This is a genomic window from Allobosea sp. 10L417, assembly GCF_056395485.1.
Window position 1 is genome coordinate 958,965 of record NZ_JBFTJP010000001.1, and the last position, 23,372, is coordinate 982,336.

Consider the following 23,372-nt stretch of genomic DNA (forward strand, 5'->3'; position numbering starts at 1 on the left):
CGCCGAACCTCCTTCGTCTCGCGCGTGCGCACGCACGCTCTTTCAACCAATATCAATCTCGCTTCGTGAAGCCCATGAAGGCGAGCTTGGCAAACGACGCATCGCCGCAGGGGCCTGCGTCTTGCCGGTTAAGCTTGCGCTGAAGCCGTGGCTGCGATATGTGCACGCGACTTCACGACAGGCTCATCCGAATTCTTTCGACGGGCCGGGCAGGCCCGCCTGCTTGTCGATGCGCCCGTTTTTGTAAGCTTCGAGGATTTCGTCATGGCCAAGACCGGCATCCACCCCGACTATCACACCATTAAGGTCGTCATGACCGATGGCACCGAATATGCCACCCGTTCGACCTACGGCAAGGAAGGGGACACCCTCAACCTTGACATCGACCCCAAGACCCATCCGGCCTGGACCGGCGGCACCCAGCATATGCTGGACCGCGGCGGCCGCGTCTCGCGCTTCAACACGCGCTTCGCCGGCCTGGGCACCATCGGCAAGAAGTGATTTTCAGGCGTTTCGCCTTTTCGTCACTGATCTGAATCAAGAAAGCCCGGCCTCATCGGCCGGGCTTTTTCGTTCGGGATCCGGCTGTCGGGCCCGGACCGGGCCCGGGCATCTCAGGACGCGACGGCGCTCCCGCCGGAGATTCGCGGATCGATGCTCCGCGAATGACGCGTTTCTTGCGGAAAAGCCTTCTTACCGCGCGAGCCCGAGCCGCGCCTGGAGGCTCGCCAGTTGGTCCTGGACGGGATTGCCGGCTTCGCGGCGGGTTTCCATCCCGGACATCTGGTTTTCGAGATGACGCACGCGGGTCTGCAGCCGCAGCGAATGCGCCATCAAGTGACGCAGGCGCTCCGGCAGCTGTGCGACGACATGCTCGGCCGGCGCGATCATCGGATCGCTGATCTTGACTTTGTTGTGCTCGGTCCTGGCCTGCTCGGCGGTGAGCTCGCCTTCGGCCACGGCGCGCTGGACCAGAAGCCAGGAGGCGATCTGCATCAGCCGCGTCGTCAGGCGCATGCTCTCGGTGGCATAGGTCAGAGCGATCTCGCGTGGCAGCGCCGCCGCCTCCTTGCGGCCTTCCCCGTCGAGATAGGCGGCGGTCTGCTCGACCAGCCCCATGCCTTCGCGAAACAACAGCATGAAAGCGTCCGAACGGACGAAACGGCGCGCAAAGGAAAGCGCGCCCTCCTCCGTCGGCGGATCGAGCAGCTGGGCATCGTTCATGCGGTGTCTCCCATCGGCACAAGCCCGTGCGCCTTTGGAACGCGCCACGGATCATGCCGCTGACGTGGCAAGGATAACGCCGATCGCGTTTCCGAACGCCGCTAAGATGTCGTTAACCTTAACGAGGCTACACCGCTATGGCGGAAACGAGGCCGAAGGCCCCTTCCGGGCACAAGCAGCGCCCCTCTCCACAAGAAGGCGCAGAGGTGCGCGAGAACAAAAAAAGAGCCGCCAAAGGCGGCTCGAAGGTCAACAGGGAGGCGTCAAACAGAGTGGGCAGGAGCCACTCGACATCCAGACAAACTGGATGATGCGATTCATACTTTGGAATCATTAACGCCCTCTTAACGGGCGTTTCTTTTTGACGCTTTTTTCAGGCGAGTTTCCGAAAGAACGCGTCCGCCGCGGAGCGGGTCGCATCCTTGCGCGCCCGCGTCTCGGCCAGGCGTTCGATCTCGGCCTTCAGTGCGGCAATGCGCTCGTCGATCTCGGCGAGCGAGAGCATCGACAGGTCCTGGCCGATCTCATGCACGCTCTTCGGTTTGGGGCGATCATCCTCCGGGAATATCGACATGGCGGCCTCGCATCTGCTCAAACTGCGCGCGGCAGGCTAGCCAACTTGCGGCGACAGTCACGCTGCGCCGCACCATGACGAAGGACGACGAGGCCATGACCCCCATTCCCGAGACGATGACGGCGATCGGCATTCCCGCCCCCGGAGGCCCGGAAGTCCTGCGCCCGGAGACCCGCCCCGTTCCGAAACCCGGCCCCGGCCAGATCCTGGTCGCCATCGCCGCCGCAGGCGTGAACCGTCCCGATGTGCTGCAACGCCTCGGCGGTTACACTCCTCCTCCCGGCGCCTCCGACATTCCGGGCCTCGAATTCTCCGGCACGGTCATGGCGCGCGGCGAAGGCGCGGAGCGTTTCAATGTCGGCCAGCAGGTCTGCGCCCTTGTTCCCGGCGGCGGCTACGCCGAATACGCCGTCGTCCATGAGAACAATGCCCTGCCTGTGCCGGAGGGCTTTTCGCTTATCGAGGCCGGCGCCGTCCCGGAGACCTATTTCACGGTCTGGACCAATGTCTTCCAGCGCGGGCGGCTGCAGGCGGGCGAGAGCTTCCTCGTCCATGGCGGCTCATCCGGCATCGGCACCACCGCGATCCAGCTCGCCAAGGCCTTCGGCGCGACCGTGCTGGCGACCGCCGGCTCCGACGAGAAGTGCCGGGCCTGTCGCGATCTCGGCGCCGATCACGCCATCAACTACCGCACCGAGGATTTCGTCGCCGCGTCCAAAGCCGCGACGGGTGGGCGCGGCGTCGATCTCATCCTCGACATGGTCGGCGGCGATTACATCGACCGCAACTACGAGGCTGCGGCCGATCAGGGCCGCATCGTCCAGATCGCCTTCCTCAACGGCCCGAAGGCGACAGCGAATTTCAGCCGCCTGATGCTGAAGCGCCTGACCCATACCGGCTCGACGCTGCGCCCCCGCACCGTCGCCGAGAAGGCGGCCATCGCTGCCGAACTGCACGAGAAGGTCTGGCCGTTGCTCGAGGCCGGGCGCTGCAAGCCGCAGATCCATGCTACATTCCCGCTGGCCCGGGCCGCGGACGCCCATCGTCTGATGGAGTCCAGCGCCCATATCGGGAAGATCGTACTGACGGTGTAGCCATGCAGAGCGACGCGCCGACGCCGGACGATGACAAAAAGGCGATTGCCGAGCTGATCGCACGGCAGTTCGCCAGCCTCAGCTGGCGGCCGGGCGCGCCCGCCGATTGGGCCGCCTTCGGTGCCGACTTCCATGACGCCGCCGTGCTCTATCCCTCCGCTCGCCCGGCCCGGCCGCAATCACCCGCCGAGTTCGTCGCGCGGATGCAGGATCTCTCGCTGACGAGCCTGCGCTCCTTCGAGGAAAGCCCGCTCGGCATCGAGATCCGCGTCTTCGGCCATGTCGCTGTGGCAGTCGCAGCCTGCGAGGCCGTGGAGAACACCACCGAAACCGGCCGCACCGTTGAGATGATGCTGCTGGTCAAGGAGGCCGGTTCCTGGACGATCGTGGCGCAGGCCTGGGACAAGGCGACACCGTCCCGGCCGGTCCCGGATGCCCTCCTCTCGGCGTGTGGGCGGCCGCCGCGATGACCTGCAAATCCATGGACACTGGCCACGCCCTCGCCTATAAGGCGCGCCATCCTGCTCATCGTCGATGATTTGGATGGCCGGCCGAGGAGGCCGGTCGGCGCATGAGAGCTTTTGTCCGCGACCCTGCCTTGACGAGCCCGATCGGGCGCGAAGGCCTTCCAGGAGACGCCCCGTGTCACAAACCCCGCTGATGCCCAAAGCCACTGCGGTCTGGCTGGTCGAGAACACCTCTCTGACGTTCGAGCAGATCGCCGAGTTCTGCAAGCTGCATCCGCTCGAGGTGCGTGGCATCGCCGATGGCGAGGTTGCGGCCGGCATCAAGGGCCTCGATCCCATCACCTCCGGCCAGCTCACCCGCGAGGAGCTGGAGCGCGCCGCCAAGAACCCGAACCATCATCTGCGTCTCGCCGAGCGCAAGGTGAAGGTGCCGGAGATCAAGCGCACCAAGGGCCCGCGCTACACCCCGGTCTCGAAGCGCCAGGATCGCCCGAACGCCATCCTCTGGCTGCTGCGCAACCATCCCGAGCTCAAGGACGCGCAGGTCATCCGCCTGATCGGCACGACCAAGTCGACCATCGCGCAGATCCGCGACCGCACGCACTGGAACGCCCAGCAGCTCACCCCGATCGACCCGGTCAGCCTTGGCCTGTGCTCGCAGATCGACCTGGACTTCGAGGTTGCCCGCGCCGCCAAGGACCGTCCGGCCGCGCTGGCCGAAGCCGGCTCGACCCTGCTGTCCGCCGAAGAGACCACGGCTCCGGCGCCCGCGCGCAGCGAAAGCCAGCCCTTCGCCGATATGAGCCGGCCGAAGCGCGAGGAAGAGGCGGCGATCGACGTCGATTCCGTCTTCGCCAAGCTGAAGCAGCTCAAGCGCCCGGCTGATGAGGACGACGAGGGCTGAGGCCCTGCCTCACGGCGTCATGCTCGGGCTTGGCCCGGGCATCTCTTCGACACGATTCTCGGGTCAGCGCTCCGCGCCGCCCGAGAATGACGGCGGTAGCTACCCGATCCCCCTGCCCTTCAGGACCACGCCGATCTCGTCGAGCACCCCAGCGTCCTCGATCGTCGCCGGCACGGCATAATCCTCGCCGTCGGCGATCTTCTTCATCGTCGCCCGCAGGATCTTGCCGGAACGCGTCTTCGGCAGCCGGTTCACCGTCACCGCGAGCTTGAAGGCCGCCACCGGCCCGATGCGCTCGCGCACCAGCGCGACCAGCTCCTTCTCGACCTCGGCCGGCGACTGGCTCACGCCCGCCTTCAGCACGACGAAGCCGCAGGGCTGCTCGCCCTTGAGCGCGTCGCGAATGCCGACCACCGCGCATTCCGCCACGGCCGGATGCGCCGCCAGCACCTCCTCCATTCCCCCGGTTGAGAGCCGGTGGCCGGCGACGTTGATGATGTCGTCGGTGCGCCCCATGATGAAGACATAACCGTCCTCGTCGATGAAACCGGCATCCGAGGTGTTGTAGTAACCCGGATAGGCCGTCAGATATGCCTGCTTGAAGCGCTCGTCGTCATTCCACAGCGTCGGCAGCGCGCCGGGCGGCAGCGGCAGCTTCAGCACGATCGCGCCCATCGTGCCCGGTTTCACCGGGTGGCCGGCCTCATCGAGGCATTGCACCTCCCAGCCCGGCAGCGGAACCGTCGGCGAGCCGTGCTTCACTGGCAGCAGGCCGAGACCCATCGGATCGCCGACGATGGGCGAGCCGCTCTCGGTCTGCCACCAATGGTCGATCACCGGCACCTTCAGCAGTTCCTCGGCCCATTTCAGCGTCTCGGGGTCGGCCCTCTCGCCGGCGAGGAAGAGCGCCCTGAACCGCGACAGGTCATGGCCGGCGAGGTACTTGCCCTGGGGGTCCTCCTTGCGGATGGCGCGGAAGGCGGTCGGCGCGGTGAACAGCACCTTGACGCCATGCTCGGCGATCACGCGCCAAAAGGCGCCGGGATCGGGCGTGCCGACCGGCTTGCCCTCGTAGAGCACACTGGTCGCGCCCTGGATCAGCGGTCCATAGACGATATAGCAGTGGCCCACGACCCAGCCGACATCGGACGCGGTGAACATCACCTCGTCGGCCTTCACGTCGAAGAACTGATCCATTGTCGCCTTGAGCACCACCATGTGCCCGCCATTGTCGCGCACGACGCCCTTCGGCCGGCCGGTCGTGCCGGAGGTGTAGAGGACATAGAGCGGGTCGGTCGCGGCAACCTCGACGCAATCGGCCTTGCGCCCGGCGGCCTTCGCCGCCGCCACCAGCGTGCGCCAGTTCTTGTCGCGCGTCGCATGCATCGAGGCGTCGGCCTGCGGCCGCTGCAGCACGACGCAGGTCTGCGGCTTGTGCCGGGCCATCTCGATCGCGCCGTCGAGCAGCGGCTTGTATTCGACCACGCGCGTCGGCTCGATGCCGCAGGTCGCTGTCAGGATCACTTTGGGCTCGGCGTCGTCGATGCGCGTCGCGAGTTCCTTGGCGGCGAAACCGCCGAACACCACCGAATGCACGGCGCCGATGCGGGCGCAGGCCAGCATGGCGAAGGCCGCCTCCGGCACCATCGGCATATAGATGAGGACGCGATCGCCCTTGGCGACGCCGAGATCCTGCAGCACGGCCGCGAGCGTCGCGACCTCCTCCAGCATCTGGGCATAGGTGTATTTGGCCTTCGTCCCGGTCACCGGGCTGTCGTAGATCAGCGCGACCTGATCGCCGCGCCCGTCGCGCACATGCCGGTCCAGCGCGTTGAAGCAGGTGTTGCAGGTCGCGTCCGGGAACCAGCGGCCATAGATGCCGGCCGAGGCGTCGAATGCCTTCTGCGGCGGCTTGATCCAGTCGATACCCTCAGCGATCTCGAGCCAATAGGCATCCGGATCGGCCTGCCAACTTGCATAGGTCTCGCGATAGCCCTCAGTGGGGCGGGCGGGTGCCGCATGGGAGCCATTCATCGGAAGCGTTCCTCTGCGCCGGGTTTCATCCTAAAGCCCCACAGCGAGCCGGCGATGGCGGGGCAGGTTTTGCAGGGAATCCTGCGCACTCCCCTCCGACAGCGCAAGCGCGCAAACTTAAGACTTTCGCCCATCCCATTCTGCACCTCTCGGCTCTGCGGCGCAGCGTCACCCCATGTCCTTCGATCTCATCTTCTTCGCCGCCATGGTGCCGGCCGTCGTCTTGACGGGGCTGGCGAAGGGCGGCTTTTCGGGGCTCGGCCTGCTTTCCTTGCCGCTGATGGCGCTGGTCGTCTCGCCGGTGACGGCAGCCGCGATCATGCTGCCGCTGCTGATCGCGCAGGACGTGGTCTCGGTCTGGTCCTACCGGCGGGACTTCGACCGCCGCAATCTTGCAACCCTGGCGCCCGGCGCGCTGCTGGGCATCCTCCTCGGCTATCTGCTGGCGGCGAAGGTCTCGGACGCGGCCGTCGTTCTCGCCGTCGGGCTGATCTCGGTCGGATTCGCGTTGCGCCGCATGCTGAGCGACGGCACGAAGCCCGCCGCTGCCACCAAGGCGAATTGGAGCGCGGGCGGCATCTGGGGCTTCCTCTGCGGCTTCACCAGCATGGTCGCCCATGCCGGCGGCCCGCCCTTCCAGATCTACGTCATGCCGCAGAAGCTCCCGCCCGCCGTCTTCGTCGGTACCGGCGCGATCTTCTTCGCCGCGATGAACTGGGTGAAGATCATCCCCTATCTCGCGCTCGGCCAGCTCAGCAGCCAGAACCTCATGGCCTCCGTCGCGCTGCTGCCTTTCGCCATCGCGGCGACCTTTGCCGGGGTCTGGCTGGTCCGGCGGGTTCCGGCCGAGCGCTTCTACGGCATCGTCTACTGGCTGCTGCTGCTCGTTGGCGCGAAGCTGGTCTTCGACGGCGTGCGCGACCTGCACCTTCTCGGCTGATACCACGTCGGCCCTCATCCTGAGGAGCAAGCGCAGCCTGCGTCTCGAAGGACGAGGGCTTGCAACGTGCCGCCCCGATCCGCGCGATTGCGCCGCATCGGAAAAAGGGATGGATTACGCAAAGGCGCTCCAGCCGCTAAGTCTGGCGCGCTTGCGTGGAAGGCTTTCCGATGACCCGTTCGGCCTATGACACCGATCTCGACCGCAACCCGGCGAATTTCCAGCCGCTGACGCCGCTTCCTTTTCTTGAGCGCGCCGCTGCGGTCTTCCCGGGCCGCACCGCGATCATCCACGGCCCGCTGCGCCGTTCCTATGCCGAGTTCTATGCCCGCTCGCGCCGGCTTGCCTCCGCGCTGGCGAAGCATGGCATCGGCAAGAACGATACCGTCGCGGCCATGCTGCCGAACACGCCGGCCATGCTCGAATGCCATTACGGCGTGCCGATGGCCGGCGCCGTGCTCAACACGCTGAACACAAGGCTCGACGCCGCGATCATCGCCTTCTCGCTCGACCATGGCGAGGCCAAGGTGCTGATCTGCGACCGCGAGTTCTCGAAAACGATCAAGGAGGCGCTCGCGCTCTGCGAGGCGAAGCCGCTGGTCATCGACTATGACGACCCGGTCTATGACGGCCCCGGCGAACGGCTGGGCAGCGTCGAATACGAGGACTTTGTTGCCGGCGGCGACCCGGATTTCGCCTGGCAGATGCCGTCAGACGAATGGGACGCCATCGCGCTCAACTACACCTCCGGCACCACCGGCGACCCGAAAGGCGTGGTCTATCACCACCGCGGCGCCAACCTGCTCGCCACCTCCAACGTCATCACCGGTAATATGGGCCGGCATCCGGTCTATCTCTGGACGTTGCCGATGTTCCACTGCAACGGCTGGTGCTTCCCCTGGACGATCTCGATCGTCGCCGGCACCCATGTCTGCCTGCGGCAGGTCCGCGCCAAGGCGATGTACGATGCGCTTGCCGACCATGGCGTCACCCATCTCTGCGGCGCGCCGATCGTCATGTCGGCACTGCTCAACGCCACGCCCGAAGAGCGCCGCGACTTCCCGCAAACGGTGTCCTTCTTCACCGCCGCAGCGCCGCCGCCCGAGGCTGTGCTCGCCGGGATGAAGCAGGCCGGATTCGAGGTAACGCATCTCTATGGGCTGACCGAGTGCTACGGCCCTTCCGTCGTTAATGAATGGAACGACGATTGGGACGCGCTCTCCCCCGCCGATCAGGCTGCCAAGAAGGCGCGCCAGGGCGTTCGCTACCCCGCGCTGGAAGGGCTCGACGTGCTCGATCCCGAGACGATGCAGCCCGTCCCGCGCGACGGCCAGACGCTCGGCGAGGTGATGATGCGCGGCAATGTCGTGATGAAGGGCTATCTCAAGAACTCGAAATCGACCGGGGCCGCCTTCACCGGGGGCTGGTTCCACACCGGCGACCTCGGCGTGCGTTATCCCGACGGCTACATCCAGCTCAAGGACCGCTCCAAGGACATCATCATCTCGGGCGGCGAGAACATCTCCTCGATCGAGGTCGAGGACGCGCTCTACAAGCACCCAGCCGTGCAGGCCGCGGCCGTGGTGGCCAAGCCGGACGAGAAATGGGGCGAGACGCCCTGCGCTTTCATCGAGCTGAAGCCGGGCCAGACCGCGACCGAGGCCGAGATCATCGCCTGGTGCAAAGAGCACCTCGCCTCGTTCAAATGCCCGCGGACGATCGTTTTCGCCGAGGTCCCGAAGACCTCGACCGGCAAGATCCAGAAATTCCGGCTTCGCGAAATGGCGCGGGCGCTCTGACCGGCCCGCGCGGTAGATCGGCGTCAGCTGCGGCCCAGGCGACCATCCGGGGTGTAGCGATCGACTGCTTCTGGAAGGATCTTTGACAGACGTGCCAGCAGATCGTCGCGCGACAGCCCGGTCTGGCGGGCGATCGCATCGATGACCTGCGGGCCGAGAGCCTGTTCCAGCTCGTTCGGCGCAACCTGCTCGTTCGGCCCCTGGCTCACCCAGGAATCGGCCTTCTGGCCCTGCCCCGACTGGTTGAAGCGGTCGACCAGTTCGCCCAGGCCGTTGTTGAGCACCGCGCCGACACCGCCCGCCCCGCGCAAGCCGCCGAGGCCGCCGAGAAGTCCGCCGCCCTCCTGCGGCTGTGCCTGCGCCTGCCCTTGTTGCGGCACGGGCGAGGGAATCTGTCCCGGCTCGGGCTGGCCGCGGCCGCCGAGCCACTCGGCGATCTTGTCGCGGTTCTGGAAGCCCGCCACGGCCAGAAGACCGAGCAAGGCGGTCATGGACGGGAAGCCGCTGCTGCTGTTGTCGTCACTCACGGCAATCACTCCTCTGTCCTGGAATAGGCACGCGTGGATCAGACCGCACGATTGCGGCCGGATAGGGCGCCCCAGATGACGAGCACGACGATCGCGCCGACGACGGCGCCGATCAGCCCCGCGCCTTGGCCCGGCGCGTACCAGCCGAGCGCTTGGCCGAGATAGGTCGCCACGATGGCGCCGACGATGCCGAGGATCGTGGTCAGCACGAACCCGGAAGGCTCGTTCGATCCCGGCATGATGAACTTGGCGACGACGCCGGCAATGAAGCCGATGATGATGGTCCAGACGATGCCCAAGGCTACCTCCCCTTTGCACGAACGCCCGGCCTCAACGGCTGACTGAGCAAGATGTTCCGGCGCGATTGCGTCATCCTGTTGACGACCCTGTGCGAGGACGGCATCGACAAAAAAACCGGCCCCTTTCGGGGGCCGGCTCATCCGCATCGTCGAACTCTGGAATCGTCGAATCCTTGGCGGGCTGGCTCGCCCGCTCTGGCCTCAATGCAAGGTGCGCACCGGCATCGTCTGCCTTACGCGCTCGATCTCATCCTTCAGTTGCAACTTCTTCCGCTTCAGCTCGGCAACGCTGAGGTCGCTTGAGGACGGGCTCAACACGGCCTGCGCGATCGCATCTTCGAGCTGACGGTGCTTGCGCTCAAGTTCCGCAAGACGGGTTTGCAACGACATCTGGATCCTCCTGATGAGCGGTTGACGTCTCAATCTTACATAGAGCCGGCTTCACGTCTTCCCTGGGATGTCACACGGCATTCATGAGATTCTGTGATCTTTGCCTGCTCCTTCTCGGAAAGCCGTGAATAGGACGACCGTCCGGCCTTCGTGCCGCAGCGCGCGCTCTTGCGGGGCGCGCGGCGACGAAGGCATAGTCGCGCCCAAGTGCGGCGATGATGAGATGACCATGGGATTCGAGCTCAGCCCGGAAGAGGTCGAGACCTTCACCGCGGAGCTGGCGCGGCTGCGCGAGGAGCACCGCGATCTCGACAGCGCCATCGACGCGCTGGAGCGGGTCGGCTCGGTCAATCAGATCCAGGTGCAGCGGCTGAAGAAGCGCAAGCTTTACCTGAAGGACCGCATCGCTCAGATCGAGGACGCGCTGACGCCCGATATCATCGCCTGACGCGATGCCTTTTCCGGCAGCGCAGACCCGATTCGCCCTTGCTTACCGGGCGCCGGACGGTCTAGATCGCGCGCTTCCGTAGGCGGAGCCTTGAGCGCATTCCATGGCCGAGACCAACCCTCCCGTCGCCATCATCATGGGCAGCCAGTCCGACTGGGCGACGATGCGCCATGCAGCGGAAGCGCTCGACGCGCTCGCCATTCCCTATGACGCCCGCATCGTCTCGGCTCACCGCACGCCGGAACGTCTGTTCGCCTTCGCCAAGGGCGCCAAGGCCGAGGGTTTCAAGGTGGTGATCGCCGGTGCCGGCGGGGCCGCCCATCTGCCGGGCATGACGGCGTCGCTGACGCCGCTGCCGGTCTTCGGCGTCCCCGTCGAATCCAAGGCGCTCTCGGGGCAGGACAGCCTGCTCTCCATCGTGCAGATGCCGGCGGGCATCCCGGTCGGCACGCTCGCCATCGGCCGGGCCGGCGCCGTCAATGCCGCCCTGCTCGCCGCTGCCGTGCTCGCGCTTTCGGACGCGAAGCTGGCCGAGCGGCTGGATGCCTATCGCGCCCGCCAGAGCGCCGCCATCGCCGAGCGCCCCAGCAGCGAGGACGCATGAGCCCGCCCGTTCCCACCGGCCTTGCGCCGGGTGCCATGCTCGGCATCCTCGGCGGCGGCCAGCTCGCCCGCATGATGGCGCTTGCCGCGGCCGATCTCGGCATCCGCTGCCACATCTTCGCACCGGAGACGGACAGCCCGGCTTTCGACGTCGCCGCCCGCCACACCGTCGCCGAATATGAGGACGAGGCCGCGCTCGCCGCCTTTGCCGCCGCGGTCGACGTCGTGACTTACGAGTTCGAGAACGTTCCCGCCGCGACCGCCGCCTTCCTCGCCGGCCGCACCCCGCTGCATCCCGGCGCCCGCGCGCTCGCAGTGACGCAGGACCGCCTTACCGAGAAGAGCTTCGTCGCGGATCTCGGCCTGCCCGTCGCGCCCTTCCGTGCCGTCGATTCGCTGGCCGATCTGGAAGCTGCCGCCGCCGAACTCGGGCGCCCCTGTGTGCTCAAGACCCGGCGTTTCGGCTATGACGGCAAGGGCCAGGTCAAGATCGCGCCCGGCAGCGATCTCGCCGAGGCCCACGAAGCGATCGGCCGCTTTCCCGCGATCCTGGAAGGCTTCGTGCCCTTCGTCCGCGAGGTCTCGGTTGTCGCGGCCCGCGGCCTCGACGGCGCCTTCGCCGCCTTCGATGTTTGCGAGAACGAGCACCGGGACCACATCCTCGCCTTCACCCGCGTCCCCGCGAATCTCTCCGCCGGAGTTTCCGACGCCGCCATCGATGCCGCACGCCGCATCGGCGAGGCCCTGAGCTATGTCGGCGTCTTCGCCGTCGAGATGTTCGTGCTGCAGGAGGGCGACAGCGAGCGCGTCGTCGTCAACGAGATCGCCCCGCGCGTCCACAACTCCGGGCACTGGACCAGCGAAGGCGCTGAGACATCGCAGTTTCACCAGCATGTCCGCGCCGTCTGCGGCTTTCCGCTGGGCTCCGCCACCCGCCGCGGCCATGTCGAGATGGAGAATCTGATCGGGGATGCCGCGCTGCGCTGGCGCGAAATCCTCGCCGAGCCCGGCGCTCATCTGCATCTTTACGGCAAGCGCGACGCCCGCCCCGGCCGCAAGATGGGCCATGTCACGCGCATCACCGGCGACGGTGTCTAGGCATTCGGCGCAGCGCCGGTCTTAAACCGCCGCGAACCCCGATTTTCAGGGGTTTGGAGCGTGGACAGGCGAAATGAATTCTGCTATCGGCACAAAACTTCGAGCGATGCGCCTCGTGCCGTCGCCGGCCCTCATTTTTGGATCAACCCGCTAAGGACGGACGTTTCACGTGCAGGTTCTCGTTCGCGACAACAATGTCGATCAGGCTCTCCGCGCTCTCAAGAAGAAGATGCAGCGCGAAGGTATCTTCCGTGAGATGAAGCTCCGCGGTCACTACGAGAAGCCCTCCGAGAAGAAGGCGCGTGAGAAGGCCGAGGCCGTCCGCCGCGCCCGCAAGCTCGTCCGCAAGAAGCTGCAGCGCGAAGGCCTCCTGCCCGCGCCGGTGAAGCCGAAGCGCCCCTGATCGGTTCCCGGGCGGCCATTGCGCCGTCCAGGACCCAGGGCCGATAGTGAAACGCGCCTGGAGCCCCCTCCGGGCGCTCTTGCTTTTCAGCCACGTTAACCAAGTTTTGGCGGGTTTCAGGCGTTCTCTTCCGCGAGGCGCTGTCGGTTGGGGAGCGCAGAGACGCCGTGTCCGGCCTCGTGCCGGATGAGCCTTCCGCGCGGAGGCCGCGCGGCAGGCGAAGCACGGAACCAAAGAGGCAGAGCATGACCCGAGGCAGATATTGGCTGGCAGCAGCCGGCATGGCGCTTGCGCTCGCAGGATGCGACACCGTTTCCAGCCTCTCCTCGCAGCCCGCCATCGCGGAGCTCGACACCCGCGATACCGCCGATGCCAACGTCAATATCGGCTCGCTGACAGAGGTCATCAGCCGCAATCCGAACGATCCCGGCGCCTACAATCTTCGCGGTGCGGCCTATGCCCGCGTCGGCCGCTTCTCGGACGCGATCGGGGACTTCACCAAGGCAGTCCAGCTCGATCCGAACCTCGCCTCCGCCTATACCAATCGCGGCCTCGCGCTGCGCCAAAGCGGCCGCAACGACGCGGCGCTGGCTGATTTCAACCGCGCCACCACCGCCAATCCGAATTATGGGCCGGCCTATGTCGCCCGCGCCAACCTGCTGCGCCAGCAGGGCAACAGCCAGCAGGCCATCGCCGACCTCAACACCGCGATCCGCCTCAATCCGGAAGCGGCCGAAGCCTTCCACGCCCGCGGGCTCGTCTACCAGAAGGAAGGCCAGCACCAGCACGCGGTCACCGATTTCGATGCGGTGATCGACCGGAACCCCTACACCGCGCCGCCCTATATCGCCCGCGGCCAGAGCCTGAACGCGCTCGGCAAATACGACGCCGCGCTGGAGGATTTCACCGCCGCGCTCAATGTCGACAATCGCAATGCCGATGCCTGGGCCGGTCGCGGTTTCGCCTTCGAAAAGCTCGGCAAGAAGACCGAGGCCTCCGAGGCCTATCAGCGTGCGCTCAGCCTCGACGGCAACAACGCCCAGGCTCGCGCAGGTCAGTCCCGTCTCGGCGGCGGCGGCTTCTTCCGCAGCTGATCACGGCGCGGAGCCGGCCTTCGCGGCCGGCTCGCCCACTATCCGTGTTTCAGCTCCACCCAGCCTGCCTTCCGCGACGTCGGCGAAGAAGCGTCGCACCTCGGCAAGCGAGCCGTATTGCGCCAGATCCTGGTGCCCGCCATCGGGAAAGCGCAGGAAGCGCTTTGGCGGGTTGGCGAGTTCGTAAAGTGCCCTTCCCTGGGTGAAGGGAATGATCTTGTCCCGCTCGCCATGCATGATGAGCAGCGGCACTTTGATCCGCCCTATGACCTCGTCCGAGCGGAATTGGTCCTTCATGAACGATCCGACCGGGGCGTAGGGATAGCGCTCCTGCGCGACGGCGGCGGTCGAGAGATAGGGTGCCTCCAGCACGATGGCACTGAGCGGCACCTCCGCGGCCAATTTCAGCACCACGCCGCTCCCCAGCGACTCGCCGTAGCCGACGAGCCGCGCCGTGCCGAAACGGTCTGCGGCAGCGCCATAGGCTGCCCTTGCATCCTGCAGCAACCCGTCTTCGCTGGGGCTGCCGGTCGAGCCGCCATAGCCGCGATAGCTCACCGCAACGAGTCCGGTGCCATCCTCCGTCAGCGCCCGGAAGCGTGCCACCCGGCCGGCCCGTGCGAGATTGCCGGCATTGCCGTGGAAGTAGAGCAGGACCGGCTTGCCGGCACGCGGCGGCACGATCCAGGCGATCAGCCGCTCGCCATCGGCCGTCGCGATGGTCGCCGCCTCAGCCGCGACCAGTCCGGCCGAGGTGATGTCCATCGGCACGGGGTCCCGCGGATACATCAGCTCGCGCTGCTGGACATAGAGCAAGCCAAGCAATCCGAGATAACCGGCGAGGCCGAGGCCGAGGATGAACTTCACAAGCCGCAGGAGCATCACGAGGCAGGCCGCGAAAAGCGAAAGGGCCGGCGATGAAGCCGGCCCTTTGCAGCAATCCGATGACGGCGGCGCCTGATCTCAGTGCGCCAGCGCCTTCACGATCTCATCGGTGACCTTCTTGGCGTCACCGAACAGCATCATCGTGTTGGGCCGGAAGAACAGCTCGTTCTCGACGCCGGCATAGCCAGCCGCCATGCCACGCTTGATGAAGAGCACGGTCTTGGCCTTCTCGACGTCGAGGATCGGCATGCCGTAGATCGGTGAGGCCTTGTCGGTCTTGGCGGCGGGATTGGTTACGTCATTGGCGCCGATGACGAAGGCGACGTCGGCCTGGCCGAATTCCGAGTTGATGTCCTCGAGCTCGAAGACCTCGTCATAAGGCACGTTCGCCTCGGCCAGCAGCACGTTCATGTGGCCGGGCATGCGGCCGGCGACCGGATGGATGGCGTATTTGACCTCGACGCCTTCTTTCTTGAGCAGATCGGCCATCTCGCGCAGCGTATGCTGAGCCTGCGCCACCGCCATGCCGTAGCCCGGCACGATGATGACCTTGCCGGCGTTCTTCATGATGTAGGCAGCGTCGTCGGCCGAGCCCTGCTTCACCGGACGCGCCTCGACTGCGCCGCCAGCGCCGGCCGCGGCATCGTCGCCGCCGAAGCCGCCGAGGATGACCGAGATGAAGCTCCGGTTCATCGCCTTGCACATGATGTAGGACAGGATCGCGCCGGACGAGCCGACCAGCGCGCCGGTGATGATCAGCGCCATGTTGCCGAGCGTGAAGCCGATGCCGGCAGCTGCCCAGCCGGAATAGGAGTTCAGCATCGAGACGACGACCGGCATGTCGGCGCCGCCGATCGGGATGATCAGCAGGATGCCGAGCGCCAGCGAAACCACAACGATCAGCCAGAAGACCGCGTGGCTCTCGCTCTTGATGAAGACCGCGAGCAGCACCACCAGCGCGATGCCGAGGCCGATATTGATGCCATGGCGCTGCGGCAGCATGATCGGCTTGCCGCTCATGCGCCCGTCGAGCTTGAGGAAGGCGATGATCGAGCCAGTGAAAGTGATCGCGCCGATCGCGACGCCGAGCGCCATCTCGAACAGGCTCGAGCCATGGATCGCGCCGGCGCGGCCGATGCCGAAGGCGTCCGGCGCATAGAGCGCCGCCGCCGCCACCAGCACCGCGGCGAGGCCGACCAGCGAGTGGAAGAAGGCGACGAGCTGCGGCATCTGCGTCATCTGCACGCGCTTCGCCATATAGGCGCCGACGCCACCGCCGATGGCGATGCCGACGACAACCAGCAGCCAGCCGGAGAAGCCGGCAGGCGGGAAGAACAGCACGGTCGTGACGATGGCGATGGCCATGCCGATCATGCCGTAGCGGTTGCCCTGGCGCGAGGTCGTCGGGTGCGACAGGCCGCGCAGGGCCATGATGAAGAGGACGCCGGAGACGACGTAGAGCAGGGCCGAGAGGTTCGCAGTCATGCGTCAGCCCTTCTTCTTGTACATCGCGAGCATGCGCTCGGTGACKAGGAAGCCGCCGAAGATGTTCACCGAGGCCAGGATCAGCGCGATGAAGCCGAAGAGCTTGGCCCAGATCGGCCCGTCTCCCAGCGCATCCGCCGCCGAGACGCCGACCGCCAGCAGGGCGCCAACGACGATGACCGAGGAGATCGCGTTGGTGACCGACATCAGCGGCGTGTGCAGCGCCGGCGTCACCGACCAGACGACGTAGTAGCCGACGAAGACGGCGAGCACGAAGATGGCGAGGCGGAACACCGTCGGATCGACGCCGCCCGTCGCGATGCTGGCGGCGGCGGCGGCCTGGTCGGCATAGCGCTCTGCAAGCTCGGCCGCCTGTTTGGCGAGAGCGGCCGCGTTGCGCGCCTGTTCAAGAGCCTGCTCGGGAGAGGGAGTTGCCATGGTCGGAATTCCTTCGCTCAGGCCTTCGGCGCGAAATTCGGATGGATGACGGCGCCGTCCTTCGTCAGGGCGGTTGCTTTCACCAGCTCGTCGTCCCAGTTCACCGCGAGCTTCTTCTCGGCCTTGTCGATCAGCGTCTCGACAAAAGCGAAGAGGTTCTTGGCGTAGAGCGAGGACGACGTGGCCGGCAGGCGTCCGGGAACGTTGAGGTGGCCGACGATCTTGACGCCGTTCTCCGTCGTCACGACCTCGCCGGGCTTGGCCAGCTCGCAATTGCCGCCGCGCTCGACCGCGAGGTCGACGATCACGGACCCGGGCTTCATGCTCTCGACCATCGCCGCCGAGATCAGCTTGGGCGCCGGGCGGCCCGGGATCAGCGCAGTGGTGATGACGATGTCCTGCTTGGCGATGTGGCTGGCGGTCAGCTCAGCCTGCTTCGCCTGATACTCCTTGGACATCTCCTTGGCGTAGCCGCCGGCAGTCTGCGCCTGCTTGAACTCCTCGTCCTCGACGGCGAGAAACTTGGCGCCGAGCGATTCGACCTGTTCCTTGGTCGCGGGGCGCACGTCGGTGGCGGTCACGATGGCGCCGAGGCGGCGCGCGGTCGCGATCGCCTGCAGGCCCGCGACGCCGACGCCCATAATGAAGATCTTCGCGGCCGGCACGGTGCCCGCCGCCGTCATCATCATCGGCAGCGCCCGGCCATATTCTGCCGCGCCGTCGATCACGGCGCGATAGCCGGCAAGGTTCGCCTGCGACGACAGCACGTCCATCACCTGGGCGCGGGTGATCCGCGGCATGAACTCCATGGCGAAGGCAGCGACCTTGGCCTTGGCCAGCGCCTCGACCTGCGCCTCATTGCCGTAGGGGTCCATCGTCGCGATGACGAGCGCGCCCGCCGGCAGCCCGGCGATCTCGGCCTCGGATGGGCGCCGCACCTTCAGCACGATGTCGGCGCCGTTCAGCGCCTCCGTGGCCGTCTTGGCGATGGTCGCTCCCGCTGCCTCATACTCCGCATCGGGAATGCCTGAGGTTTTGCCCGCCCCCGCCTCGATCACCACCTCGGCGCGGAGGCCTCTGAACTTGCGGACGGTCTCCGGCGTCGCGGCGACGCGGGTTTCCGCCCCTTGCGTTTCGGCTGGGACAGCAATGCGCATGGTGGGGCAGGCCTTTCCGGCGTTATGGGAAGACGGTCAGAGCAGCAGGAGCGCGAGCAGCATCAGGACCAGCGCGACGACCGGTGCGCGCCAGGAGATCGAGGGAGCTGCAATGCCGATGCCGGTGCCGATGACCGCAAGAATCGTACCGATCAGTGCGGTGCCCCAGGCATGCTTGGTGCCGCCGACCGCGAGCGCCGCGACGATCGCGAGGCAGGCGACGGTGCCGACCTCGGCGAAGTGCACGAAGCCGGTATAGGTGCTCTCATGCTCCTCGTAATCCATCGCGGGGATGTCGGCATGCTGGGCGTGGTCGGCCATGGTCTCGATCCTGAAAAAGACACAGTCTCTTTATGCCTGTAGCGCACCCGCGACGCACGGGCAACGCGGCACCGCACCGCGCACGCGAAATGCGCGGGCCGCTTGCACAAGAACAGGCTATATCAACCGGATCAACTCATTTTAATCGATTTAAACCGCTAATCACATGCCCCGGCAGCCACAGCGCATGGTCGCCGTTAACATCGTTTCGCCCGGGCCGGAGACGATTCCTTCGGCGTCGGCTAAAATCCCCGCAATGAGATGGAGACTCTTGTTGTGAAGGATCCGCAGAAGGTCGCCGACCGGGACGATCCCTCCGCGCTCGACCCCGCCCTGCGCGAGAAGGCGAAGCGCTGGTTTGCCGAGGCACGCGAGCAGACCAAGCGCGACGACGAAGAGATCGCGGCCTGGCGTCGCGACACCGGCCCGGCTGGCGGCGACGGAGGATCAGGTTGGTTCGACGGCGGCGGCGGCGGGGACGGCGGTGGCGGCGGCGATTGAGCCAACGCCCCCGGAGCACACAGCCGGGCTAGGAGGTACCGACTAGGCAAGCAACCGCGCGGGTCATCCCGGCGGCAGCGAGTGGAGAGCCGGGACGACGCCGTGTTTCCGCGTCAGCCCAGCACGCTCTAAGCGCTTGGCGCTGAAAGCCCCGCAGCCGTAAGTGCCGCCCCCTGTCGTTCCGTGACGCGCTCCACGGAGAATCCCTCGATCTCCGCCTCGAACAGCCGGTGGAAATTGAGCTCGGCATCGAGATGCAGGAAGACGCCGCCGAGCCCGATCGCTGCGCGGTCCATAAAGACGAACTCGCGCGGCACCGTCACCGGCCCGCGCCGCTTCAGCGCCTGATGCACCTGGAAGGCCTGCTTGCGGCCATATTCGGCCGGGCTGACATCCTCCGCAATGCGCCGCGTCCGGTCTTCCAGCAGCGGCCCGTAGATGAAGCGCGCCCAGATGTTGAGCGTGTCGACGAGATCCTTGGTCAGCCCCTGGAAGCCCCAGGTCTCATAGGCATGGACGACCCGCGCCTCCTCGCCGTCGCGCAGCCCCTGATAGAGATCGACCACGCCGCCGACGAAGGACGTCGGAAAGATGCGGATACAGCCATAATCGAGCAGGTTGATGCCATCAGGCTCGCCGGCCTCCGAAAACACCGTGTAGTTCCCGAGATGCGGATCGCCATGGATCACGCCGTGATGGCTGAAGGGCCGCCACCAGGCCTTGAACATCGCCGTCGAGATGCGGTCGCGCGCCGCCTGCCCGTCCTGCTTGTGCGAGAGGATCGGGCTGCCGTCGAGCCAGTGCATGGTCAGCAGGCGCCGGGTCGAGAGCCCCGCCTCGACCGCCGGAACGCGCACCTCCGGCGTATCCGCGAGGATCGCCCGATAGAGCGCGATGTGCCGGGCCTCGCGGCGATAGTCGAGCTCCTCGCGGACGCGGGCACCGATTTCCTTGGCGATCTCGCTGGTATCGATCACGGCGCCCATGCGCCGGTGCAGCGCGAACAGCACCTCAAGCTGCGCGATATCGGCCTCGACGGCCGATTCCATGTCGGGATATTGCAGCTTGCAGGCCAGCGGCGCGCCGCCCAGCGTCGTCGCGCGATGCACCTGGCCAAGCGACGCCGCCGCTGCCGGCTTCAGGTCGAACTCGCCGAAGCGCTCGCGCCATTGCGGGCCGAGCTCGGCCATCATCCGGCGCTTGACGAACGCCGCCCCCATCGGCGGCGCCTGCGACTGCAGCTTCTGCAGTTCGGCGGCATATTCCGGTGGCACGACGTCGGGGATGGTGGCGATCAGCTGCGCCACCTTCATGATCGGGCCCTTCAGCCCGCCGAGCGCCTTGGCCAACGCCTCCGCATTCGAGGCATCGCGGCCCTCCACGCCGAAGAGCCGGGCGCCGGCGATCCGCGCCGCCACCCCGCCGACATTGGCGCCGACGCGGGCATAGCGCGCGGCACGGGCGGAAAGTCGATTGGCTTCGCTATCGCGTTCGGACATCGGCTCGCTTTCGCGGATCGGTCATCCCCAGCATTTAAGACGCCGTCGCCGTCATTCCAATGCGGCAGCTTGGCGGTAAGGCGGAGGAGAGCTCGGCTTGTCAGCCGCAACAGGCGCCATTAGGCAGGAAACCATGTCTAGACTGATCGAAATCGGCGGCACCCGCGTCCTCCTCTTCGCCAGCACTGGCCCGCTCCTGGCCAGCCCAGGCGACTCCAACGACTTCATCGGCGAGGCCTGGTCCGTCAGCGCCGACCTGCTCGCGATCCCGATCGAGCGGCTCGGCCCGGATGTGCTGAACCTGCGCACGCGCGTCGGCGGCGAGATCTTCCAGAAATTCGCGAATTATCGCCTGCGCTGCGCGATCGTCGGCGACATCAGCGCGGCCCTCGAGGGCAGCGGCGCCCTGCGCGATTTCGTGCGCGAGGCCAATGACGGCCCAGCGCTGTGGTTCGTCCCGGACATCGATCAGCTGCGCGCCCGGCTCGAAACCGAAACCGCCGCTTAGCGATCGAGGCCATCAGGTGCCGGCCACCGCGTCACGCGCGGCGAGATCGGCGCGCACCTCGGCAACACCAGCCGGGCGGCCTCCCGCCGCCTCGACCTTGCGGACGAGATCGGCGATTACAGCCCCATTGCCGCGCGTCTCGCCGAAGGGCGCATCCTCCAGCCCGCCGCGGACATGGACGCCGCGCGCAACGGCGGGCGCGATCAGCTCCGACAAATCGACGCCGAGCCCGGCAATCATCACCGGGGCGTCGGGAGCATCCTCCGCCAACAGCTTGAGATGCGCGTCCAGCGCCCATTCGCGCGGAGGGAAGCCCCAGGCGAAAGCGTCCGAGAACATCAGGCGGTAAATCGGGCAAGGCATGCCCGGATAGGCCTTGGCGAGCGCCGCGCCCAGTCGCGTGAAGCCCGGCTCGTAGATCGCATAGCTCGGGTGGACCTTGTGGCGCTGCGCCACCTCCATCCCCTCGCGGATATGCTCGCCGGGATTCTGGTAGATGAAGCCGGCCTCGCCCTGCGGAATGCCGGCGAAGGTCGTCCAGTTGCAGGAGCCGGGATCGAGCACGCCCCATTCGACGAGGCCACGCTTCGCCAGCTCCTCGAGATGGGTGTAGCGCCCGGAGCCGTGCATGTCGCCGGCATAGCCGGAACCGAGGATGGGAATGGTCGGATAGACGATGGTATCGACCTTGGCGCGGATCCCCTCGATCGCCCGTGCATAGAGCTGCCAGTCGTCGCGCTGCCGGCCGGTGGCGACGTCGTAGACGTGGAGGTGGACGATCGCCGCTCCCGCCTCGGCCGCAGCGATGCCGTCGGCGACGATATCGGGAATGGCGATGGGGATGCCCGGTTGGCGCTCCCTGCCCCAGGGCCCGTTGATCGCAGCTTCGATCCAGATCGGTCTGCTCATCGCAATTCTCCCCCAAGCGGTTTTGCGCAGACGGTAAGCTGCGCTGACCCGGCTTGCCAGCTCGCCTGCAGACTGGGCAGGATCGACGCAGAAGCATGAAACTACCGGAGCGCGCCCCTTGCTGGAACGCGGCACGAGCTATGACGACACGCTGCGCCGCTTCGTCTGGCGCATCCCGGAGCGCTTCAACATCGGCACCGCCTGCTCGGACGCCCATGCCGACGGCTCAGGCCGTCCGGCGCTGATCTTCGAGGAAGAGGCTGGCCGGGTCGCGACGCTCTCCTTCGACGATCTCGCCCGCGCCTCGAACCGCTTCGCCAATATGCTCGCGCATCACGACATCGGGCCGGGCGAGCGCGTCGGAATCCTGCTGCCGCAATCGCCGCAGACCGCGATCGCCCATCTCGGCACCTACAAGCGCGGTGCCATCGCGCTGCCGCTCTTCATCCAGTTCGGGCCCGAGGCGCTGGAGCACCGCCTCGGCCATAGCGGCGCGAGCGTCCTCGTCACCGACATCGAGAACATCGGCAAGTTCGAGGCGATCCGCGACGCGCTGCCGAACCTGCGCAAGATCTTCGTCGTCGGCGGCGCCGGCCATCTCGATTTCGAGGCGGAGATGGCCAAGGCCTCCGACAGCTATGTCGCGGCGAACACCCGCGCCGACGATCCGGCCGTGATCATCTACACCTCCGGCACGACGGGAAAGCCGAAGGGCGCGCTGCACGCCCACCGCGTTCTGCTCGGCCATCTGCCGGGCGTGCAGATGCCGCAGGAATTCTTCCCGCAGGCGCGTGACCTGTTCTGGACTCCGGCCGACTGGGCCTGGATCGGCGGCCTGCTCGATGTCCTCTTGCCCAGCCTCTATTGCGGCGTGCCAGTGCTCGCCTCCCGCGCCCGCAAATTCGACCCCGAGGCCGCCTTCGCGCTGATGGCGCGGCACAAGGTGCGCAACGCCTTCCTGCCGCCGACCGCGCTCAAGCTGATGCGGCAGGTCAGCAATCCCCAGCGCTTCGGCTATGCCATGCGCTCGATCGGCACGGGCGGAGAAACGCTCGGCGCCGACATGCTCGACTGGAGCCGCGAGACCTTCGGCTTCCCGGTCAACGAGTTCTACGGCCAGACCGAAGCGAACCTGCTCGTCGCCAACTGCGCAGGCCTCTACCCGGTGAAGCCGGGCTCGATGGGCCGCGCCGTGCCCGGCCACCACGTCGCAGTGATCTCTCCCGAAGGCCGGGAATTGCCTGATGGCGAGCCGGGGCTGATCGCCGTCAACAGGCCCGATCCCGTGATGATGCTGGAATACTGGAACCAGCCCGAGGCCACGGCGGCGAAGTTCATCGGCGACTGGCTCGTCACCGGCGACACCGGAGCGCGCGACGATGACGGTTATTTCTGGTTCCAGGGCCGCGACGATGACATCATCTCGTCGGGCTCCTACCGCATCGGGCCGGGCGACATCGAGGACTGCATCATCCGCCATCCCGCCGTGCTGATGGTCGCGGTCGTCGGCGTGCCCGATCCCGTCCGCGCCGAGATCGTCAAGGCGTTCGTGCTGCCGAAGCCGGATGTGACGCCCTCGCCCGCGCTCGCAGCCGAGATCCAGGCCTTCCTGCGCGACCGGCTGGCTGCCTATCAGTACCCGCGCGAGGTCGAGTTCGTGACGGAGCTGCCGCTGACCGCGACCGGCAAGATCATGCGCAAGGATTTGCGCAATCGGGAAATCGAGAAGCAGCGGAGAGGCTAACCACCGCCGTCATGCTCGGGCTTGACC

General features: G+C 66.7%; 27 protein-coding genes. 14 read left to right on the plus strand and 13 right to left on the minus strand.

All coding sequences use genetic code 11. The features are described from left to right. Positions 1–264: 264 nt before the first annotated feature. On the plus strand, positions 265–501 hold the full coding sequence (gene rpmE / locus AC1DE3_RS04885; protein WP_441510217.1) for a 50S ribosomal protein L31: 237 nt from the start codon (positions 265–267) through the stop codon (positions 499–501). Between the two features lie 192 nt (positions 502–693). Here the strand turns inward: rpmE and rcdA are convergent, their stop codons facing one another. Beyond that, a complete protein-coding gene (rcdA, locus tag AC1DE3_RS04890; RefSeq protein WP_441510218.1) occupies positions 694–1,224 on the minus strand; it encodes a protease adaptor protein RcdA in 531 nt (176 codons plus the stop codon). 373 nt (positions 1,225–1,597) lie between these two features. After that, positions 1,598–1,798: a DUF1192 domain-containing protein gene (locus tag AC1DE3_RS04895; protein WP_441510304.1), complete on the minus strand. Its 201-nt coding sequence runs from the start codon at positions 1,796–1,798 to the stop codon at positions 1,598–1,600. A 95-nt stretch (positions 1,799–1,893) separates the two neighbouring features. Here AC1DE3_RS04895 and AC1DE3_RS04900 point away from each other — a divergent pair, with 95 nt between their 5' ends. The 3 genes from AC1DE3_RS04900 (at position 1,894) to AC1DE3_RS04910 (ending at position 4,263) form a co-directional block, all read left to right on the plus strand. After that, entirely contained in the window at positions 1,894–2,892 is a 999-nt protein-coding gene (locus AC1DE3_RS04900) for an NAD(P)H-quinone oxidoreductase (protein ID WP_476780332.1), read from the plus strand. Between the two features lie 2 nt (positions 2,893–2,894). Continuing rightward, entirely contained in the window at positions 2,895–3,362 is a 468-nt protein-coding gene (locus tag AC1DE3_RS04905) for a nuclear transport factor 2 family protein (protein WP_476780331.1), read from the plus strand. A 172-nt stretch (positions 3,363–3,534) separates the two neighbouring features. Continuing rightward, positions 3,535–4,263 (plus strand): DUF1013 domain-containing protein, encoded by a 729-nt coding sequence (locus tag AC1DE3_RS04910; protein ID WP_441510307.1) that lies wholly within the window; start codon positions 3,535–3,537, stop codon positions 4,261–4,263. 99 nt (positions 4,264–4,362) lie between these two features. Here AC1DE3_RS04910 and AC1DE3_RS04915 read toward each other — a convergent pair whose 3' ends face one another. Continuing rightward, complete coding sequence (locus AC1DE3_RS04915; RefSeq protein ID WP_476780330.1) at positions 4,363–6,297, minus strand: propionyl-CoA synthetase; 1,935 nt, start codon at positions 6,295–6,297, stop codon at positions 4,363–4,365. 175 nt (positions 6,298–6,472) lie between these two features. Here AC1DE3_RS04915 and AC1DE3_RS04920 point away from each other — a divergent pair, with 175 nt between their 5' ends. Both AC1DE3_RS04920 and AC1DE3_RS04925 read left to right on the plus strand, forming a co-directional pair. Next, positions 6,473–7,237 carry a sulfite exporter TauE/SafE family protein gene (locus AC1DE3_RS04920; RefSeq protein ID WP_476780329.1) on the plus strand — a complete coding sequence of 255 codons (765 nt, stop codon included), beginning with the start codon at positions 6,473–6,475 and terminating at the stop codon, positions 7,235–7,237. Positions 7,238–7,407: 170 nt separating this feature from the next. After that, positions 7,408–9,036 carry an acyl-CoA synthetase gene (locus tag AC1DE3_RS04925; RefSeq protein ID WP_476780328.1) on the plus strand — a complete coding sequence of 543 codons (1,629 nt, stop codon included), beginning with the start codon at positions 7,408–7,410 and terminating at the stop codon, positions 9,034–9,036. Between the two features lie 23 nt (positions 9,037–9,059). Here the strand turns inward: AC1DE3_RS04925 and AC1DE3_RS04930 are convergent, their stop codons facing one another. The 3 genes from AC1DE3_RS04930 to AC1DE3_RS04940 form a co-directional block, all read right to left on the minus strand. Further along, positions 9,060–9,527, minus strand: coding sequence for a YidB family protein (locus AC1DE3_RS04930; RefSeq protein WP_476852262.1), 468 nt, complete (start codon positions 9,525–9,527; stop codon positions 9,060–9,062). Between the two features lie 74 nt (positions 9,528–9,601). Further along, positions 9,602–9,862 (minus strand): GlsB/YeaQ/YmgE family stress response membrane protein, encoded by a 261-nt coding sequence (locus tag AC1DE3_RS04935; protein ID WP_441472934.1) that lies wholly within the window; start codon positions 9,860–9,862, stop codon positions 9,602–9,604. 201 nt (positions 9,863–10,063) lie between these two features. After that, complete coding sequence (locus AC1DE3_RS04940; protein ID WP_441472935.1) at positions 10,064–10,252, minus strand: YdcH family protein; 189 nt, start codon at positions 10,250–10,252, stop codon at positions 10,064–10,066. Positions 10,253–10,475: 223 nt separating this feature from the next. On the opposite strand from AC1DE3_RS04940, the gene AC1DE3_RS04945 reads away from it, so the two are divergent. From AC1DE3_RS04945 to AC1DE3_RS04965, 5 genes are all read left to right on the plus strand, one after another. Continuing rightward, complete coding sequence (locus tag AC1DE3_RS04945; RefSeq protein ID WP_476780327.1) at positions 10,476–10,700, plus strand: YdcH family protein; 225 nt, start codon at positions 10,476–10,478, stop codon at positions 10,698–10,700. 103 nt (positions 10,701–10,803) lie between these two features. Beyond that, positions 10,804–11,304 carry a 5-(carboxyamino)imidazole ribonucleotide mutase gene (purE, locus tag AC1DE3_RS04950; RefSeq protein WP_476780326.1) on the plus strand — a complete coding sequence of 167 codons (501 nt, stop codon included), beginning with the start codon at positions 10,804–10,806 and terminating at the stop codon, positions 11,302–11,304. Continuing rightward, a complete protein-coding gene (locus AC1DE3_RS04955; RefSeq protein ID WP_476780325.1) occupies positions 11,301–12,401 on the plus strand; it encodes a 5-(carboxyamino)imidazole ribonucleotide synthase in 1,101 nt (366 codons plus the stop codon). The genes purE and AC1DE3_RS04955 overlap by 4 nt, the downstream gene beginning before the upstream one ends. A gap of 169 nt (positions 12,402–12,570) precedes the next feature. Further along, positions 12,571–12,804, plus strand: a complete 234-nt coding sequence (gene rpsU, locus AC1DE3_RS04960) for a 30S ribosomal protein S21 (RefSeq protein WP_038359685.1) — start codon at positions 12,571–12,573, stop codon at positions 12,802–12,804. Positions 12,805–13,049: 245 nt separating this feature from the next. Then, positions 13,050–13,898 (plus strand): tetratricopeptide repeat protein, encoded by an 849-nt coding sequence (locus tag AC1DE3_RS04965; protein ID WP_476780324.1) that lies wholly within the window; start codon positions 13,050–13,052, stop codon positions 13,896–13,898. Here the strand turns inward: AC1DE3_RS04965 and AC1DE3_RS04970 are convergent, their stop codons facing one another. The 5 genes from AC1DE3_RS04970 to AC1DE3_RS04990 form a co-directional block, all read right to left on the minus strand. After that, entirely contained in the window at positions 13,899–14,780 is an 882-nt protein-coding gene (locus AC1DE3_RS04970) for an alpha/beta hydrolase (RefSeq protein ID WP_476780323.1), read from the minus strand. An 81-nt stretch (positions 14,781–14,861) separates the two neighbouring features. Continuing rightward, positions 14,862–16,268 carry an NAD(P)(+) transhydrogenase (Re/Si-specific) subunit beta gene (locus tag AC1DE3_RS04975; protein WP_441510316.1) on the minus strand — a complete coding sequence of 469 codons (1,407 nt, stop codon included), beginning with the start codon at positions 16,266–16,268 and terminating at the stop codon, positions 14,862–14,864. Positions 16,269–16,271: 3 nt separating this feature from the next. Beyond that, positions 16,272–16,706, minus strand: coding sequence for an NAD(P) transhydrogenase subunit alpha part 2 (locus AC1DE3_RS04980; protein ID WP_441472943.1), 435 nt, complete (start codon positions 16,704–16,706; stop codon positions 16,272–16,274). A 17-nt stretch (positions 16,707–16,723) separates the two neighbouring features. Beyond that, positions 16,724–17,863: a Re/Si-specific NAD(P)(+) transhydrogenase subunit alpha gene (locus AC1DE3_RS04985; RefSeq protein ID WP_476780322.1), complete on the minus strand. Its 1,140-nt coding sequence runs from the start codon at positions 17,861–17,863 to the stop codon at positions 16,724–16,726. 36 nt (positions 17,864–17,899) lie between these two features. Next, entirely contained in the window at positions 17,900–18,184 is a 285-nt protein-coding gene (locus tag AC1DE3_RS04990) for an aa3-type cytochrome c oxidase subunit IV (protein ID WP_441510318.1), read from the minus strand. A gap of 276 nt (positions 18,185–18,460) precedes the next feature. On the opposite strand from AC1DE3_RS04990, the gene AC1DE3_RS04995 reads away from it, so the two are divergent. Continuing rightward, positions 18,461–18,685, plus strand: coding sequence for a hypothetical protein (locus AC1DE3_RS04995; RefSeq protein WP_476780321.1), 225 nt, complete (start codon positions 18,461–18,463; stop codon positions 18,683–18,685). Positions 18,686–18,813: 128 nt separating this feature from the next. Here the strand turns inward: AC1DE3_RS04995 and AC1DE3_RS05000 are convergent, their stop codons facing one another. Then, positions 18,814–20,184: an ABC1 kinase family protein gene (locus tag AC1DE3_RS05000; RefSeq protein ID WP_476852118.1), complete on the minus strand. Its 1,371-nt coding sequence runs from the start codon at positions 20,182–20,184 to the stop codon at positions 18,814–18,816. A 133-nt stretch (positions 20,185–20,317) separates the two neighbouring features. On the opposite strand from AC1DE3_RS05000, the gene AC1DE3_RS05005 reads away from it, so the two are divergent. Further along, a complete protein-coding gene (locus tag AC1DE3_RS05005; RefSeq protein ID WP_476780319.1) occupies positions 20,318–20,692 on the plus strand; it encodes a DUF4180 domain-containing protein in 375 nt (124 codons plus the stop codon). A gap of 12 nt (positions 20,693–20,704) precedes the next feature. Here AC1DE3_RS05005 and AC1DE3_RS05010 read toward each other — a convergent pair whose 3' ends face one another. Continuing rightward, positions 20,705–21,601 (minus strand): 3-keto-5-aminohexanoate cleavage protein, encoded by an 897-nt coding sequence (locus AC1DE3_RS05010; protein WP_476852119.1) that lies wholly within the window; start codon positions 21,599–21,601, stop codon positions 20,705–20,707. A gap of 118 nt (positions 21,602–21,719) precedes the next feature. Here AC1DE3_RS05010 and AC1DE3_RS05015 point away from each other — a divergent pair, with 118 nt between their 5' ends. Beyond that, positions 21,720–23,345 (plus strand): acyl-CoA synthetase, encoded by a 1,626-nt coding sequence (locus AC1DE3_RS05015; RefSeq protein ID WP_476852120.1) that lies wholly within the window; start codon positions 21,720–21,722, stop codon positions 23,343–23,345. The last annotated feature ends 27 nt before the right edge of the window (positions 23,346–23,372 follow it).

Excerpts from the sequence above, each read along its gene's own strand:
- AC1DE3_RS04895 (WP_441510304.1), bottom strand. The coding sequence starts at position 1,798 with ATGTCGATATTCCCGGAGGATGATCGCCCCAAACCGAAGAGCGTGCAT.
- AC1DE3_RS04930 (WP_476852262.1), bottom strand. The coding sequence starts at position 9,527 with ATGACCGCCTTGCTCGGTCTTCTGGCCGTGGCGGGCTTCCAGAACCGC.
- rcdA (WP_441510218.1), bottom strand. The coding sequence starts at position 1,224 with ATGAACGATGCCCAGCTGCTCGATCCGCCGACGGAGGAGGGCGCGCTT.
- AC1DE3_RS04945 (WP_476780327.1), top strand. The coding sequence starts at position 10,476 with ATGACCATGGGATTCGAGCTCAGCCCGGAAGAGGTCGAGACCTTCACC.
- AC1DE3_RS04905 (WP_476780331.1), top strand. The coding sequence starts at position 2,895 with ATGCAGAGCGACGCGCCGACGCCGGACGATGACAAAAAGGCGATTGCC.
- AC1DE3_RS05000 (WP_476852118.1), bottom strand. The coding sequence starts at position 20,184 with ATGTCCGAACGCGATAGCGAAGCCAATCGACTTTCCGCCCGTGCCGCG.
- purE (WP_476780326.1), top strand. The coding sequence starts at position 10,804 with ATGGCCGAGACCAACCCTCCCGTCGCCATCATCATGGGCAGCCAGTCC.
- AC1DE3_RS04955 (WP_476780325.1), top strand. The coding sequence starts at position 11,301 with ATGAGCCCGCCCGTTCCCACCGGCCTTGCGCCGGGTGCCATGCTCGGC.
- AC1DE3_RS04900 (WP_476780332.1), top strand. The coding sequence starts at position 1,894 with ATGACCCCCATTCCCGAGACGATGACGGCGATCGGCATTCCCGCCCCC.
- AC1DE3_RS04990 (WP_441510318.1), bottom strand. The coding sequence starts at position 18,184 with ATGGCCGACCACGCCCAGCATGCCGACATCCCCGCGATGGATTACGAG.
- AC1DE3_RS05005 (WP_476780319.1), top strand. The coding sequence starts at position 20,318 with ATGTCTAGACTGATCGAAATCGGCGGCACCCGCGTCCTCCTCTTCGCC.
- AC1DE3_RS04970 (WP_476780323.1), bottom strand. The coding sequence starts at position 14,780 with ATGCTCCTGCGGCTTGTGAAGTTCATCCTCGGCCTCGGCCTCGCCGGT.
- rpmE (WP_441510217.1), top strand. The coding sequence starts at position 265 with ATGGCCAAGACCGGCATCCACCCCGACTATCACACCATTAAGGTCGTC.
- AC1DE3_RS05010 (WP_476852119.1), bottom strand. The coding sequence starts at position 21,601 with ATGAGCAGACCGATCTGGATCGAAGCTGCGATCAACGGGCCCTGGGGC.
- AC1DE3_RS04915 (WP_476780330.1), bottom strand. The coding sequence starts at position 6,297 with ATGAATGGCTCCCATGCGGCACCCGCCCGCCCCACTGAGGGCTATCGC.
- AC1DE3_RS04940 (WP_441472935.1), bottom strand. The coding sequence starts at position 10,252 with ATGTCGTTGCAAACCCGTCTTGCGGAACTTGAGCGCAAGCACCGTCAG.
- AC1DE3_RS04920 (WP_476780329.1), top strand. The coding sequence starts at position 6,473 with ATGTCCTTCGATCTCATCTTCTTCGCCGCCATGGTGCCGGCCGTCGTC.
- AC1DE3_RS04985 (WP_476780322.1), bottom strand. The coding sequence starts at position 17,863 with ATGCGCATTGCTGTCCCAGCCGAAACGCAAGGGGCGGAAACCCGCGTC.
- AC1DE3_RS04925 (WP_476780328.1), top strand. The coding sequence starts at position 7,408 with ATGACCCGTTCGGCCTATGACACCGATCTCGACCGCAACCCGGCGAAT.
- AC1DE3_RS04975 (WP_441510316.1), bottom strand. The coding sequence starts at position 16,268 with ATGACTGCGAACCTCTCGGCCCTGCTCTACGTCGTCTCCGGCGTCCTC.
- AC1DE3_RS04965 (WP_476780324.1), top strand. The coding sequence starts at position 13,050 with ATGACCCGAGGCAGATATTGGCTGGCAGCAGCCGGCATGGCGCTTGCG.